Below are 14446 nucleotides of genomic sequence, written 5' to 3' on the forward strand. Positions count from 1 at the left end.
CGATGACCAAGCGCTCGGTGGTGCACAACACCACGATCAGCTACCTGGGCCAGGCCTATGCGCTGCTGGTGGGGATACTGATCATGCCGTTCTACCTGCGCCACCTGGGCGCCGAGGTGTACGGGGTGATCGGTTTCTACACCGTGCTGCAAGCCTGGCTGACGCTGCTGGACGCCGGCATGTCGCCGTCGCTGGTACGCGAGGTCGCCCACCATCAAGGCGCTGCACGTGAACAGCACCTGGCCGGCTGGTTGTTGCGCTCCTTCGAGCTGATCTTCCTGCCCCTGGCGCTGCTGTGCGTGCTGGGCACCTGGCTGGCCAGCCCGTGGATCGCCGGCGAATGGTTGAACGCCCAGCACCTGGCCCCGCACACCCTGGCGTTGTGCGTGGCGCTGATGGGCCCGCAAGTGGCCTGCCGGCTCTACGCCACCCTGTACAAGAGCGGCCTGCAAGGCCTGGAACTGCACGCCTGGCTCAACGGTGCCAACGTCGCGGTCGCCACCCTTCGCTACTTCGGCGGCCTGGCGCTGGTGGCCTGGGTGTCCCAGGACCCGGTGGTGTTCTTCGTCTTCCAGGCGGCGGTGGGTGTGTTCGAAGCGCTGCTGTTCGCCGCCAAGGCCTGGCGCCGCCTGCCACCGCCACGGCTGGCCAGCGGTTTCAACTGGGCGCTGGTCAAGCCGGTGCTGCCGTTCGCCGCCAGCCTGTCGGTCGCCGCCGTGTTGTGGATTCTGCTGACGCAACTGGACAAGGTGCTGCTGTCGTCGGCCCTGTCCCTGAAGGACTATGGCTACTTCTCGCTGGTGGCGCTGGTCAGCACCGGCATCCTGATGCTGATCAACCCGCTGGTACAGACCCTGCTGCCGCGCATGACCGCGCTGATGGCCCAGGGCCGCGAAGCCGACATGCAGCAGCTGTACCTGGCCGCGCACCGCTTCGTCGCCACCTTCATCGTGCCCCTGGGCGTGGTGGTGGCCCTGCACGGCGGGGCGCTGATCTACGCCTGGAGCGGCGACCGCGAGGCCGCCAACTGGGTGGCGCCGATCCTGTTCTGGTACGCACTGGGCAGCGCCATCCTCTGCCTCAGCGGTTTTCAGTTCTACCTGCAATACGCCCATGGCCGCATGCACCTGCACCTGCGCTACAGCCTGGTGTCGGTGGCGGTCACCGTGCCGGTGCTGATGCTGGCCGTGCATTACCAGGGCGCCCTGGGCGCCGCAGTCGCCTGGTTCGTGCTGCGCCTGGTGGCCTTCGCGGTGTGGCCGGCCTTCATCCACCGGCGCCTGGCCCCTGGCATCCAGCGGTCGTGGCTGCTGGACGTGCTGCGCATCAGCCTGATGAGCGCCCTGGGCGTGGCCCTGACCCAACCGCTGGTCAACGCCCTGGTCGGTGACAACCGCCTGCAGACCTTTTTCGCCCTGGCCCTGTGTGGGCTGGTCACCCTGCTGCTGGTGGCCGGCAGCTACCGCCCCTGGCTGCAACGGGCGTTCCTGATCTTCAACAAACCGAGCACGCAACGATGAACAGCAGACTCGAAAGCGACATCATGAAAAACTGGGGCCCTGCTCGCGACCCGCTGCTGAGCATCGTCTGCCCAACCTACAACCACGAGCGTTTCGTGGCCCAGACCCTGGACAGCTTCCTGGCCCAGCAGACCAATTTCCCCTTCGAGATCGTCATCAACGATGACTGCTCCACGGACGGCACCGCGGCCATCGTCAGCGAGTACGCCAAGCGCTACCCGACCATCATCCGCGCGCTGCTGCAAAGCGAGAACCAGTACCAGCAGGGCAACCACCCCTGCCCCGGGCTGTTCCGCCTGTCGCGCGGCAAGTACATCGCCTTCTGCGAGGGCGACGACTACTGGACCGACCCCTTCAAGCTGCAGAAGCAGGTCGACTTCCTGGAAGCCCACCTGGACTACGTGCTGACCTACCACGACGCCATGGCCTTCAGCGACCAGGGTCTGCAGGGCATCCAATTGCAAGGCAAGGGCCAGAGCGACGCCACCGGCCTGGAGCTGATGAAGGGCCGGCCCATTTCCACCCTCACCACCTGCTTCCGCAACGTGCTGCACGACATGCCCCGCGAGCTGCGCGGCGCACCGCTCAATGACCTGGTGTGGTGGTGCCTGCTGGGTGCCCACGGCAAGGGCAAGTACCTGGGCGACATCGCCCCGGCGGCCTACCGGGTGCACAGCGGTGGCGTGTTCTCCATGCGCTCGGACAAGAAGAAGCTGCAGATGACCCTCAACACCTACGGCGCGCTGGCCAACTACTACTTCCGCATCGGCAACCAGCCGCTGTACGAGCACTGCCTGGTGCAGGTGTTCGGGCTGTCGCTGTCGGCCATCTCGCCGGTGAAGAAGCTGCTGGCCCTGGCGCTGATGGCCCGCAACATCAGCGTCAACCTGTTCCGGCGCCTCACCGCGTCCACGGCGCGGGGCTGAGACGGCCATGTTCAGCAACGTCCTGTTTGTCTGCGTCGGCAACATCTGCCGCAGCCCCATGGCCGCCGCCCTGCTGCGCCACCGGGTGGCTGGGCGCCTGGCGGTGAACTCGGCGGGCGTGCAGGCCCACAACGGCGCGCACATGGACGTCGAGGCCCGGGCCGTGCTCAAGCAGAACCGCATCAAGGGCGGCGACCACCGCGCCTGCCAGGTCACCCCCGAACTGCTGCACTGGGCCGACCTGGTGCTGCTGATGGAACACGAACAACTGCACCGCGTTGTACGCCTGGCCCCCGAAGTACGGGGCAAGGCGTTCCTGATCGGCAAGTGGCAGAACGACCTGCAGATCGCCGACCCCTACCGTCGCCCCAAGAACGCCTTTCAACAGACCTACACGCACTTGTCGCGCTGCGTCGATGACTGGATGCCCTACCTGAGTATCGAGGACCAATAAAAATGACTGCAATGAGCCGCTCTTCACTGGAGTACTACCAGGATACTCAGCTGGACCTGGCCACCATCCTGCGCACCCTGTTCGACCACAAGCGCCTGATCGCCTCCGTGGTCGGCAGCTTCGCCGTGGCCGGCCTGGCGTTCGCCATCCTGGCCACGCCGATCTACCAGGCCAACGTGATGATCCAGATCGAGCCCAAGCGCGTGGGCCTGGACGCCACCCCGGAGATCAATACCAAGCCCAACGCCGTGTCCCAGGCCACCGCCGAGATCGAACTGATTCGTTCGCGCTCGGTGCTGGGCCAGGTGGTCAGCGAGCTGAACCTGGACATCGTCCAGCAGCCCAAGCGGGTACCTGGCATCGGCGGCTACATGGCCCGTCACTTCAAGCCAACCGCAGAACAGCCAGTGGCCGCGCCAGTGCTGGGCCTGGACAGCTTCGCCTGGGGCGGCGAGAAGATCGCCGTGTCCACCCTGGAAGTGCCGGACAGCCTGCTGGGCAAGAAAATGACCCTGGTGGCCGGTGACAACGGCCAATACCGCGTGCTCGACAGCGACGACAACCTGCTGCTCACCGGCAAGGTCGGCGTGCTGGCCAGCGCCGGCGACATCAGCCTGAAGGTCGACACCCTGCAAGCCCGCCCGGGTACCGAGTTCAACCTGGCGCGCAACCGCGCCCTGGTGACCCAGCTGGCCTACCAGAACAAGCTGAAGGTGGTGGAAGCCGGCAAGGACTCGGGCATCGTCTACCTGTCGCTGGAAGACCCTGATCCGGTCCAGGCGAACACCGTGCTCAACGACGTCAGCCGCCTGTACCTGCAACAGAACATGCAGCGCACCTCGGCCGAAGCCGAACAGCGCCTGCAGTTCCTGCGCTCGCAGCTGCCCATCGTGCGTGGCGAACTGACCAAGGCCGAAGACGCCCTGCATGACTACCAGATGCGCAGCAAGTCGGTGGACATCAGCCAGGAAACCACCGCCCTGCTCAACCAGGTGGTGTCGGTGGACAACACCATTTCCGAGCTCAAGCTCAAACGCCCTGACCTGGACCGCCTGTACACCCGCCAGCACCCCACCCAGGTGGCGCTGACCAACCAGATCAACCAGCTGGAAGCACAGAAAGCCGCCATGCAGGCCAAGGTCCGCGTGCTGCCTGAAACCCAGCAGGAACTGCTGCGCCTGACCCGCGAGCAACAGGTCACCAACCAGACCTACACCCAACTGCTGAACAAGACCCAGGAACAGGACATCATCCGCGCCGGCAACATCGGCAACGTGCGCATCATCGACAAGGCCGACGCCAACGTCGAAGAACCGGTGAAGCCGATGCGCAAGCTGATCGTGCTGCTCTCGGTGCTGCTGGGCGGGCTGGTGGCCGTGGCCATCATCTTCATTCGCCAGGCCTTCGACCGCGGCATCGTCAACCCCGACGACATCGAGAACCTGGGCATCCCGGTGTACGCCTCGGTGCCACTGTCGCGCCTGCAGGAACGCCTGAACAAGGGCCGCCAGCCACGCAGCGGCGGCGTCGACGCCAAGCTGCTGAGCGTCGCCGAACCCACCGAGCTGGCGGTCGAATCGCTGCGCAGCCTGCGCACCAGCCTGCACTTCGCCATGCTCGAGGCGCGCAACAACGTGCTGATGATCTCCAGCCCCAGCCCGGCGGTGGGCAAGTCGTTCGTCAGCGCCAACCTGGCGGTGATCATCGCCCAGACCGGGAAGAAGGTGCTGCTGATCGACGCCGACATGCGCAAGGGCTACCTGCATAAAGTGCTGGGCCTGCAACCGCGCCACGGCCTGTCGGATGCCCTGGCCGCACGCCTGAGCAATCGCGAGGTGATCAACGCCACCGCGGTGGACAACCTGCACTTCATCTCCTGCGGCTTCGCGGCGCCCAACCCGTCCGAACTGCTGATGCACGACAACTTCCACAAGCTGCTGCGCGAGCTGTCGCCCAAGTACGACCTGGTGATCATCGACACCCCGCCGATCATGGCCGTCACCGACGCCGCCCTGGTGGGCCGCCAGGCGGGCACCACGCTGCTGGTGGCGCGCTTCGGCAAAAGCTCGATCAAGGAAGTGGAAAGCGCCAAGCGCCGCCTCGCGCAGAACGGCGTGCTGGTCAAGGGCGCCATTTTCAACGGCATCCAACGCAAGGCTGCCACGGCCGAATACGACTGCTCTGCCTACAACTACGGCCCCTCCAAGAAGTGACCGGCCAGCCATGACCCCAGGCCTTTGACACCCCCCGCGCCACCGCCGGGGGGCAAGCGAGAACAGCACCATGAGCCACTTCACTGACAGTTCCAATTGGTACCTGATCCAGACCAAGCCACGCCAGGAAGGTCGTGCCGAAGAACACCTGATTCGTCAGCAGTTCGAGTGTTTTCGCCCGCTCAAGGCCAACCCCGACAGCGCCCGCAAGGCACGCAAGGCCGTCGAGGAAGAGCTGTTCCCCGGTTACCTGTTCATTCGCCTGGAAGACGGCGACAGCTGGTACCCGATTCGCTCCACCCGTGGCGTCTGCCGCATCGTGGCCTTCGGCGGCGCGCCCTGCCCGGTGCCCGCCAGCCTGATCGCGCAGATCCGCCAACGCCTGGCCGCGCCGCAACCGGCGCCCAGCTTCAACCAGGGCGAGGCCGTGATGGTGCGCACCGGCAACAGCGAGATCCAGGCCATTTTCCTCAGCGACGACGGCCAGGAACGGGCGGTGATCCTGCTCAACCTGCTGCAACGCGAACAGCGCGTCAGCCTGCCCAAGAGCAGCCTGTCGCGCGTGGCCCTGCCAGCCTGCTGAACCTGCGCCAGCCAAACAACAAGAGGGGGATCCGCCATGCTTGCGACTACCACCCTGGTCACCCTGACCTACGGGGACCGGCTTCACTACCTGACAACGCTGATTGAACGTTCGCTGGCCTGCGCCGAGATCGCCCAGGTGATCGTGGTCAACAACGCCGCCAGCGCCGACCTGGGCCAACTGCTGCGCCGCTGGCCCGTCCAGGTGCAGATCATCGACCTGCCCAGCAACACCGGCTCGGCCAACGGCTACGCCGTGGGCATCAACGCCGCGTTGCAGGCTGGCGCCGAATACATCTGGTTGATGGACGACGACAACGCGCCAACCCCCGGCGCCATCGAACTGCTGCATCAACGCCTGGCCGAGTGCTCGCGCAAGCTGGGCCGCGCCCAGGTAGCCGTGCAGGGCTTCCGCCCTACCCACCAGGCCGACATCGCCGCCGGCGTGCCACGGCGCTTCGCCTTCCCGCACCGCTCCAGCTGCTTCGGCTTCCACATCGCCCAGCTGCCCTACAAGCTGTGGCGGCGCCTGCCCTGGGGCAAGCCCCACGCCGACAGCCTGCACCACAGCCTGGTGAAGCTGCCGTTCGCCACCTATGGCGGCCTGCTGGGCCACCGCGCCATGTACGAGAACATCGGCCTGCCGCGCACCGACATGATCCTGTACGCCGACGACACCGAATACACCCGGCGCATCACCGCCAGCGGCGGGCACATTTTCCTGGTCACCGACGCCCAGCTCGAAGACCTGGAGCACTCGTGGAACATCAAGGCCCGCACCGGCAACATCTACGAGGCGTTCCTGCTCGGCGATTCCGACCTGCGCGCCTACTACACCGCCCGCAACCAGGCCTGGTTCGACAAGTTCGTGTGGGCCCGCTGGGGCTGGATGTACAGCCTCAACCGCGCCGTATTCATGACCCTGCTGCACCTGGTGGCCTGGCGCCGTGGCACCCACGCCCGCTTCGCCCTGCTGCAGCAGGCCATCGCCGATGGCGAGGCCGGCCGCCTTGGCCTCAACAAGTTGTTCCCGCTATGAACGTGCTCTTCCTTTCCAGCCTGTACTCGCCAAACATTGGCGGCGGCGCTGAAATCGTGCTGCAACGCACGGTCGAAGGGTTACACCGGCGCGGCATGAGCGTGTGCGTGCTGACCACCGGCGCCGCGGCCGGCCTGGTCGAGGATCAGGTCAAGGGCGTGAAGGTGTACCGCGCCGGCGTGCTCAACACCTACTGGCACTTCAGCGACCAGCGCCCCAATGCCCTGGCGCGCCTGGGCTGGCACCTGCGCGACCGCTACAACATGGGCATGCGTGCCTATGTGCGGCAGGTGATGCAGCAGGAAAGCATCGACCTGGTGGTGTGCCACAACCTGGGTGGCTGGTCGGTGGCGGTGTGGGATGAAATCGCCAAGGCCGACGTGCCGATCGTGCAGGTGCTGCACGACATGTACCTGCTGTGCCCCGGCAGCCTGATGTTCAAGAAGCGCCAATGCTGCAACGGCCCCTGCACCCTGTGCCAGACCTTGCGCCAGGGCCACGCCGAACGTTCGGCGCAGGTGGACGCGGTGGTGGGCGTAAGTCACTTCCTGCTCGACCGCCTGCACAACGCGCGGTTCTTCCGCAACGCCTCGTCCCACGTGATCTATAACGCCAGCCCGCGGGTGGAAGAAGTCATGCCGCACTGGCCCAAGGGCCGCCTGGCCCACAGCGAGCCGCTGCGCTTCGGCTTCCTGGGCACGCTGTCGGACCACAAGGGCGTGCGCTGGATGATCGAGCAGTTCAAGCGCCTGCCGTTCAACGCCACCCTGCAGATCGCCGGGCGCGGGCAACAGGACTACGAGCGCGAGCTGCGCCAGCTGATCGGCGATGCCGAGAATATTCACCTGGTGGGCTACCAGTCGCCCGAGAGCTTCTACCGGCAGATCGACGTCGCCCTGGTGCCGTCCCTGTGGCACGAGCCCTTCGGCCTGGTCGCGGTGGAAGCCTGCGCGCACTCGGTGCCGGTGATCGCCAGCCACCGCGGCGGCCTGCCGGAGATCATCCGCGAAGGCATCAACGGCCTGCTGTGCAACCCCGACGAGCCCGACTCGCTGGGCCTGGCCATGCTGCGCCTGTACCGCCAGCCCGAGCTGCGCCGGCAACTGGCCGGCCAGGCGCGGGCCAGCGTGGCGCCCCTGCTGGACATCGATCGCATGCTCGACAGTTACCAACAGCTGTTCTTCCAGGTCTACCAGAACCGAGGCGCCCATCATGCAAACCAGCCTGCCTCCGAATCGCTCTAGCCGCGCACCGCGCATCGCGCTCAGCAAGTCGCTGATCGTGGTGCTGGTGGCCATCAGCCTGATCGTGGTGGAGACGTTCTCCGGCGCCCTGCGCTTCTACCTCGACCAGGCCGGCGCCTCGGCGCTGCTGTACCTGCCCAAGGCCGCCTGCCTGGCGCTGTTCGCCGTGGAGCTGCTGACGTTCAAGGGCAGCCGCAGCTTCTGGATCACCCTGTTGCTGTTGGTCAGCGCGGCACTGCTGGGCATGCTCCACGGGGCGGCGCTGAACAACGTCGGCTTCGCCTTCTACATGTACGCCCCGTTCCTGTTCGCCCTGGTGTGCGGCACGCACCTGGAGCACCGCAAGCGCCTGCTGGCGGTGGTGGTGCTGCTGTGCCTGGCGGCGTCGCTGGCAGGCCTGGCCCTGGACAAGTACACCGCGGTGCCCTGGAAGGGCTACAGCTACAGCATCGGCGACACCGAGGTCAGCGCCAACATGAGCTGGAATGAAAACGGCGTGGACCGCATCGCCGGCTTCACCCGCATGTCCACGGTGCTGTCGGTGATGATCGCCGTCTTCAGCCTGTACCTGACCGCCTTCATGCGCTCCAACATCCTCAAGCTGCTGATGTTCGGGACCTGCATGGTGGCCATCTACCTCACCACCAACAAGTCCACCGCCGTGGCCTACGCCTGCACCGTGCTGATGTTGCCCCTGCTGCAACACCGCCTGACCTGCCGGGTGATCTTCACGATAGTGGTGGCCATGGGCATCGCCCTGCCGGTGATGGGTCTGATGATGACTTTCGACACCAACGCCGATTCGGCCCAGAGCGGCGTGCTGGCGTCGTTCTACGACCGCCTGATGAACACCTGGCCGAACCTGGTGTTCAACCAGTGGAGCCAGGGCTGGACCTGGCTGGGCGCAGGCTTCGGCATGGTCGGCAGCACTGCAAGCGCCTTCCCCATCTACAGCGCCAGCGCGCCGGTGGTGGCCGACAACAGCGCGCTGTACCTGTGGGCCACCTTCGGTGCCGCGGGCCTGGTGGTGTACTGCCTGATGATCGCGCTGATGATCGGCCTGCGTGACAAGAGCACGCGCCTGTCCAGGGCGCTGGTCAGCGTGTGCTTCTGCCTGACCCTGGTCAGCTGGACCACCGACGTGCCCGAAGCCTCGGTCGCCGCACTGTTCCTGGGCTTCGCGGTGTCGGTGGCCCTGCGCCGCAAGGCCATGCCTGCCGCAGCCCGTCGCGCCAACCCGCTGCCCAGACTCCGACCCCCAGCCCTTGCCCTGCCCATGCGAGCCCTGTGAGCGATCATGCGAAGACTGCCTCTCTATCTGGCCCTGGCCGTCCAGGGCGCCATGACCACCGGTGTGGTGGCAGCCGCCGAGCCGTTCATCGTCGGTACCACCACCCATTTGATGGACGGCTCGCCGCTGCTGGCGCGCCAGTTCCAGCTGGCCAGCGAAGCCGGCATCAACTCGGTGCGCGAGGACGCGTATTGGGCTCGCGTGGAACTGGCCCCGGGGCAGTTGCAGTTCCCCGCCAGCTGGCGCGAGTACGACGCGGCCAGGACTGGCCGGGGCATGGCCAACCTGGTGATCCTCGACTACGGCAACCAGTTCTACGAGAACAACGCGCTGCCGCGTACCCCGGCGGTCAGCAATGGCTTCGCCAGCTACGTGGACTTCGTCACCCGCGCCATGGCCGGGCGGGTGAACCTCTACGAGGTGTGGAACGAGTGGGACCTGGCCGGCGCGGGCGACCGCAGGCTGAGTGACGACTACCTGGCCCTGGTCAAGCTGACCAGCCGGCAGATCCGCCAGAACGACCCCAAGGCCAAGGTGCTGGCCGGCGCCGTCACCACTGCAGGCATCAACGAAGGGTTTGCCGACCGGCTGGTGCAGGGCGGCGTCGCGGACTGGGTCGACGGCCTGTCCCTGCACCCGTACGTGCACTGCTACGGCGAGAGCGACGTGCGCAAGACGCCGGAAGGCTGGATTCAGTGGATGACCGCGGTGGACCAGCGCCTGACCCGCCTGGCCGGCAAGCCAGTGCCGCTGTACCTGACCGAGATGGGCTGGCCGACCAACACCGGCAAATGCGGCATCGATGAAGACACCCAGGCCCAATACCTGGCCCGCGCCTACTTCCTGGCCAAGACCCGGCCCAACATCCGCGGCATGTGGTGGTACGACCTGGTCGAGGACGGCACCGACGCGGAGGAATTCGAGCACCACTTCGGCCTGCTGCGCCCTAACCTCGCGCCCAAGCCGGCCTACAACGTGCTCAAGGCCATCAGCCCGGTGCTCACCCAGTACCGCTACGACAGCCTCAAGAGCCTGCAGGCCGGTGACCTCTACCTGCTCAATTTCGCCAAGGGCGACGAGCAGGTGCTGGTGGCCTGGACCGTCGGCCAGCCGCGCCAGGTAAAGATCGAAGCCAACGGCCGGCAGCAGGGCCCGGTACAGACCCTGGACACCCGCCACCCCGAGCGTGGCCGGGTCACCTCGGGGCAATGGCAGTGCCCCAAGGCCGAAGAAGAACACTGCACCACGGTCATCACGCTGGACGTTTTCCCCCGAATCATCAGCCTGGGCACAGCCAGTTGGCTGTTCACCCGCTGAGCGACAAGGCCAAGCCTTGAAGGAACGAACGATGGTTGTCATCAATGCTCGTTTTCTCACCCAGGAGCTGCGCGGCGTGCAGCGCTTCGCCGAACAGGTGAGCCTGGCCCTGCAGGCCCGGCGCCAGGACGTGGTGTTCGTCTGCCCCGACCGCATCCAGATGCACGACACCGCCCGGCGCCTCAACGTGCAAACCGTTGGCCGCCATGGCGGCCACCGCTGGGAACAGCTGGAGCTGCCGCGCTACCTGCGCAGCCAGGGCTCGCCGCTGCTGGTGTCGCTGGGCGCCACCGCACCGCTGATGTACCGCAACCAGATCGCCACGCACCACGACATCACCTATGTGCGCCACCCCAGGAGCTACACCTGGGCGTTCCGCACCAGCTACCGGGTGATGACGCCGATCCTGCTGCGGCACCTGAAAAACCTGATCACCGTGAGCGACTTCTCGCGGCGGGAAATCTCCGAGTTCTACGACTTTCCCAAGGAACGCATCCTGGTGGTGCCCAACGCCGTCAGCGACGAATTCCAGCCCGGCGTCGCCGGCAAGCAGCGCAGCCCCTACCTGCTGGCCGTGTCATCGCCCAGCGAGCACAAGAACTTCACCCGCATGATCCAGGCCTTCCTGCAACTGCGGGGCCACGAGCGCGTGCAGTTGCGCATCGTCGGCGGTGCCAACGGCATCTTCGCCGACGCCAACCTGGAGCGCCTGGCCAACAGCGACCCGCGCATTCGCTTCCTTGGCCGCCTCAGCGACGAAGAGCTGATCACCCAGTACCAGGGCGCCGCGGCCTTCGTCTTTCCCTCGCTGTACGAGGGGTTCGGCATCCCGCCCCTGGAGGCCCAGGCCTGCGGCTGCCCGGTGCTGGCCGCCAACGCCGCATCGATTCCCGAAGTGCTGCAGTCCAGCGCGCTGTACTTCGACCCCCTGGACGTGGAGCACATCAGCCAGGCCATGAACCTGGTGCTGACCAACCAGTGCATCCGCCAGCAACTGCGCACCCTGGGCCTGCACAACGTGTCGCGTTTCGACTGGGAGCGCTCGGCGGCGCTGGTCAGCGAACGCATCGACACCCTGCTCGCCGAACCGCCCCCACACCGCGGCGCACTGCCCTTGAACGCCAGCGTACCCAAATAATCGCGGGGCCCCGGCCCTGCCATAACAACAATTGGTGGCATCATGAAAATCGCAATCGTCCATGACTGGCTGGTGACTTACGCAGGTGCCGAGCGCGTGTTGGCCGCACTGCTGAAAATCTGGCCCGACGCCGACCTGTTCTCGGTCATCGATTTCCTCAGCGACGAGGACCGCGCCCACCTGGGTGGCAAGCGCGCCCAGACGACCTTCATCCAGCACCTGCCCAAGGCCCGTACCCGCTACCAGCAGTACCTGCCGCTGATGCCGCTGGCCATCGAGCAACTGGACCTGTCGGGCTACGACCTGATCATTTCCAGCAGCCACGCCGTGGCCAAGGGCGTGCTCACCGGCCCCGACCAGCTGCACATCAGCTACGTGCACTCGCCCATCCGCTACGCCTGGGACCTGCAGCACCAGTACCTGAACGAAGCCGGCCTGAGCCACGGCCTCAAGAGCAAGGTGGCGCGCATGATCCTGCACTACATGCGCATGTGGGACCAACGCACCGCCGCTGCCGTGGACGAGTTCATCGCCAACTCGCAGTTCATCGGCCGGCGCATCGACAAGGCCTACCGCCGCCACTCCACGGTGATCTACCCGCCCGTGGACACCCAGGGCTTCGACCTGCAACCGGTGAAGCAGGAGTACTACCTGACCACCTCGCGCATGGTCCCCTACAAGCGCGTGCCGATGATCGTCGAGGCTTTCCGTGCCATGCCCGACAAGCACCTGATCGTGATCGGCGACGGCCCGGAAATGGAAAAATGCCAGGCCGTGTGCGGGTCCAACGTCACCCTGCTGGGCTACCAGCCCTTCGCCGCCCTGCGCGAGTACCTGCGCAACGCCAAGGGCTTCGTCTTCGCCGCCGAGGAAGACTTCGGCATCAGCCCGGTGGAAGCCCAGGCCTGCGGCACGCCAGTGATTGCCTTCGGCCGCGGCGGCAGCCTGGAAACCGTGCACGGCCTCGATCACGAGCAGCCTACCGGGGTGTTCTACCACCAGCAGACCATGGCCGCGATCATCGAGGGCGTCTGCGAGTTCGAGCGCAACGCCCACCGCATCACCCCCCAGGCCTGCCGCGAGAACGCCGAGCGTTTCTCCGAACAACGCTTCGAGCGGGAAATGCGCCAGTTCGTCGAGACCCGCTGGGCCCAGGAGCATCCGCCCGTGGCCCTGCCCCTGGCCGCCAATGGCCCGCGCCTGAGCCTGGCACCCGTGATGGCTGCCAGCGTGAAAACCTTGTGAGTGGGGAGGTCTGTCATGGCAACACCCTTCAAAGGCATCCTCCAGGCCCACCAGTCGGCCTTGTCGCTGGCCCATCGCGCGCTGGACCTGGCGGTGATCGCGGCCTGCAGCCTGTGGTTCGCCTGGCTGCAGGGCCGCCTGCACGACAGCGACACCTGGCTGCGCCTGATGGCCACGGTGATGATCTTCCACTGGCTGTGCGAGTACCACCAACTGTACGGCTCGTGGCGCGGCGAGCGGGTCAAGCGCGAGCTGCTGCGGGTCTTCAACTACTGGGCGCTAACCTTCTGCTGCGTGATGCTGGCTGACTACCTGCTGACCGGGCCCGAGATCGTCCTGGACCGCCAGCGCATCGCCTGGTTCGCCCTGATACTGTTCGCCCTGTGCGGCTACCGCCTGCTGATCCGCAGCACGCTGCAGGCCCTGCGCCGTCGCGGCTTCAACACCCGCAGCGTGGCCATCGTCGGCACCGGCACCGTGGGCGAGCGCCTGGCCTGCTCCATCGCCGCGGCGCCCTGGATGGGCCTGCGCCTGCTGGGCTTCTACGACGATGCGCCGCAGCAGATGGCCCTGGACCAGCTCAACCGCCGGATCCCCGTGCTCGGTGGCCTCGACCAGCTGGTGCTGGACGCCCGCGCCGGGCGCATCGACAAGGTCTACATCACCCTGGCCATGAGCTGCGAGCCGTCGCTGTGCACCCTGGTCAAGGGCCTGAGCGACACCACGGCCTCGGTCTACCTGATTCCCGACGTGTTCATGTTCGACCTGCTGCATGCCCGCAGCGAAAGCATCAACGGCCTGACCAGCATCAGCCTGGTGGACACGCCGATGGACGGCTCCAGCCAGCTGGTGAAGCGCTTCGAGGACATCGTCGTCAGCAGCCTGATCCTGGCGATGATCGCCCTGCCAATGCTGCTGATCGCCCTGGGCATCAAATTGACCTCCGCTGGCCCCGTGTTTTTCCGCCAGACACGCTATGGTTTAGATGGGCGGCCGATCATGGTCTGGAAGTTCCGCAGCATGACCGTGCAGGAAAACGGCCACGAGGTGGTGCAGGCCAGCCGCAACGATTGCCGGGTAACGCCTTTCGGGGCCTTCCTGCGGCGCACGTCGCTGGACGAGTTGCCCCAGTTTTTCAATGTGTTGCGCGGCGACATGTCGATCGTCGGCCCTCGCCCCCATGCAGTGGCGCACAACGAGCAGTACCGCAAGCAGGTCAACGGCTACATGTTGCGGCATAAGGTCAAGCCCGGCATCACCGGCTGGGCTCAAGTCAACGGATGGCGCGGGGAGACCACGACCTTGGACAAAATGCAGAAACGCATCGAGTTCGACCTCGATTACATCGAACACTGGTCCGTCTGGCTGGACCTGAAAATCATTGTGCTGACCCTGGTGAAGGGTTTCGTGCACAAAAACGCTTTCTGACTCCTATAAGACCAATGCCGGAGAAAATGCCTTCTCCAAGGAAGACTTT

Annotated in this window: 12 protein-coding genes; all 12 read left to right on the forward strand. The window is 66.0% G+C overall.

All coding sequences use genetic code 11. The features are described 5' to 3' along the window. The first annotated feature begins 2 nt into the window (after positions 1-2). The 12 genes from AC0Z2B_RS26080 to AC0Z2B_RS26135 all read left to right on the forward strand — a co-directional run bounded on the left by AC0Z2B_RS26080 (position 3) and on the right by AC0Z2B_RS26135 (position 14397). Positions 3-1520 carry an oligosaccharide flippase family protein gene (locus tag AC0Z2B_RS26080; RefSeq protein WP_476300536.1) on the forward strand — a complete coding sequence of 506 codons (1518 nt, stop codon included), beginning with the start codon at positions 3-5 and terminating at the stop codon, positions 1518-1520. Then, positions 1517-2446 (forward strand): glycosyltransferase family 2 protein, encoded by a 930-nt coding sequence (locus tag AC0Z2B_RS26085; RefSeq protein WP_476300538.1) that lies wholly within the window; start codon positions 1517-1519, stop codon positions 2444-2446. Before AC0Z2B_RS26080 ends, AC0Z2B_RS26085 begins: the two co-directional genes overlap by 4 nt. 7 nt (positions 2447-2453) lie before the next feature. Further along, the gene (locus AC0Z2B_RS26090) at positions 2454-2900 is read left to right on the forward strand and encodes a low molecular weight protein-tyrosine-phosphatase (protein WP_416427189.1); all 447 of its coding nucleotides are present in this window, start codon (positions 2454-2456) and stop codon (positions 2898-2900) included. A 2-nt stretch (positions 2901-2902) separates the two neighbouring features. Then, positions 2903-5113 (forward strand): polysaccharide biosynthesis tyrosine autokinase, encoded by a 2211-nt coding sequence (locus AC0Z2B_RS26095; protein ID WP_476300540.1) that lies wholly within the window; start codon positions 2903-2905, stop codon positions 5111-5113. A gap of 70 nt (positions 5114-5183) precedes the next feature. Then, complete coding sequence (rfaH, locus tag AC0Z2B_RS26100; protein ID WP_476300542.1) at positions 5184-5696, forward strand: transcription/translation regulatory transformer protein RfaH; 513 nt, start codon at positions 5184-5186, stop codon at positions 5694-5696. Positions 5697-5732: 36 nt separating this feature from the next. Beyond that, complete coding sequence (locus AC0Z2B_RS26105; RefSeq protein WP_473004685.1) at positions 5733-6734, forward strand: glycosyltransferase; 1002 nt, start codon at positions 5733-5735, stop codon at positions 6732-6734. Beyond that, the gene (locus AC0Z2B_RS26110; protein WP_416427193.1) at positions 6731-7978 is read left to right on the forward strand and encodes a glycosyltransferase family 4 protein; all 1248 of its coding nucleotides are present in this window, start codon (positions 6731-6733) and stop codon (positions 7976-7978) included. The genes AC0Z2B_RS26105 and AC0Z2B_RS26110 overlap by 4 nt, the downstream gene beginning before the upstream one ends. Continuing rightward, positions 7947-9269 (forward strand): hypothetical protein, encoded by a 1323-nt coding sequence (locus tag AC0Z2B_RS26115; protein WP_476300545.1) that lies wholly within the window; start codon positions 7947-7949, stop codon positions 9267-9269. The genes AC0Z2B_RS26110 and AC0Z2B_RS26115 overlap by 32 nt, the downstream gene beginning before the upstream one ends. 6 nt (positions 9270-9275) lie before the next feature. Next, the gene (locus tag AC0Z2B_RS26120) at positions 9276-10586 is read left to right on the forward strand and encodes a glycoside hydrolase 5 family protein (RefSeq protein WP_476300547.1); all 1311 of its coding nucleotides are present in this window, start codon (positions 9276-9278) and stop codon (positions 10584-10586) included. Between the two features lie 31 nt (positions 10587-10617). Next, positions 10618-11724, forward strand: coding sequence for a glycosyltransferase (locus tag AC0Z2B_RS26125; RefSeq protein WP_473004688.1), 1107 nt, complete (start codon positions 10618-10620; stop codon positions 11722-11724). Between the two features lie 42 nt (positions 11725-11766). Then, entirely contained in the window at positions 11767-12969 is a 1203-nt protein-coding gene (locus AC0Z2B_RS26130; RefSeq protein WP_476300549.1) for a glycosyltransferase family 4 protein, read from the forward strand. Positions 12970-12984: 15 nt separating this feature from the next. Beyond that, entirely contained in the window at positions 12985-14397 is a 1413-nt protein-coding gene (locus AC0Z2B_RS26135; protein ID WP_476300551.1) for an undecaprenyl-phosphate glucose phosphotransferase, read from the forward strand. The last annotated feature ends 49 nt before the right edge of the window (positions 14398-14446 follow it).

Source organism: Pseudomonas sp. GYB4201 (assembly GCF_056312595.1).

Coding starts and splice junctions, on each gene's coding strand:
- AC0Z2B_RS26115 (WP_476300545.1), top strand. CDS start 7,947: ATGCAAACCAGCCTGCCTCCGAATCGCTCTAGCCGCGCACCGCGCATC.
- AC0Z2B_RS26110 (WP_416427193.1), top strand. CDS start 6,731: ATGAACGTGCTCTTCCTTTCCAGCCTGTACTCGCCAAACATTGGCGGC.
- AC0Z2B_RS26125 (WP_473004688.1), top strand. CDS start 10,618: ATGGTTGTCATCAATGCTCGTTTTCTCACCCAGGAGCTGCGCGGCGTG.
- AC0Z2B_RS26085 (WP_476300538.1), top strand. CDS start 1,517: ATGAACAGCAGACTCGAAAGCGACATCATGAAAAACTGGGGCCCTGCT.
- AC0Z2B_RS26080 (WP_476300536.1), top strand. CDS start 3: ATGACCAAGCGCTCGGTGGTGCACAACACCACGATCAGCTACCTGGGC.
- AC0Z2B_RS26105 (WP_473004685.1), top strand. CDS start 5,733: ATGCTTGCGACTACCACCCTGGTCACCCTGACCTACGGGGACCGGCTT.
- AC0Z2B_RS26120 (WP_476300547.1), top strand. CDS start 9,276: ATGCGAAGACTGCCTCTCTATCTGGCCCTGGCCGTCCAGGGCGCCATG.
- AC0Z2B_RS26095 (WP_476300540.1), top strand. CDS start 2,903: ATGACTGCAATGAGCCGCTCTTCACTGGAGTACTACCAGGATACTCAG.
- AC0Z2B_RS26090 (WP_416427189.1), top strand. CDS start 2,454: ATGTTCAGCAACGTCCTGTTTGTCTGCGTCGGCAACATCTGCCGCAGC.
- AC0Z2B_RS26135 (WP_476300551.1), top strand. CDS start 12,985: ATGGCAACACCCTTCAAAGGCATCCTCCAGGCCCACCAGTCGGCCTTG.
- AC0Z2B_RS26130 (WP_476300549.1), top strand. CDS start 11,767: ATGAAAATCGCAATCGTCCATGACTGGCTGGTGACTTACGCAGGTGCC.
- rfaH (WP_476300542.1), top strand. CDS start 5,184: ATGAGCCACTTCACTGACAGTTCCAATTGGTACCTGATCCAGACCAAG.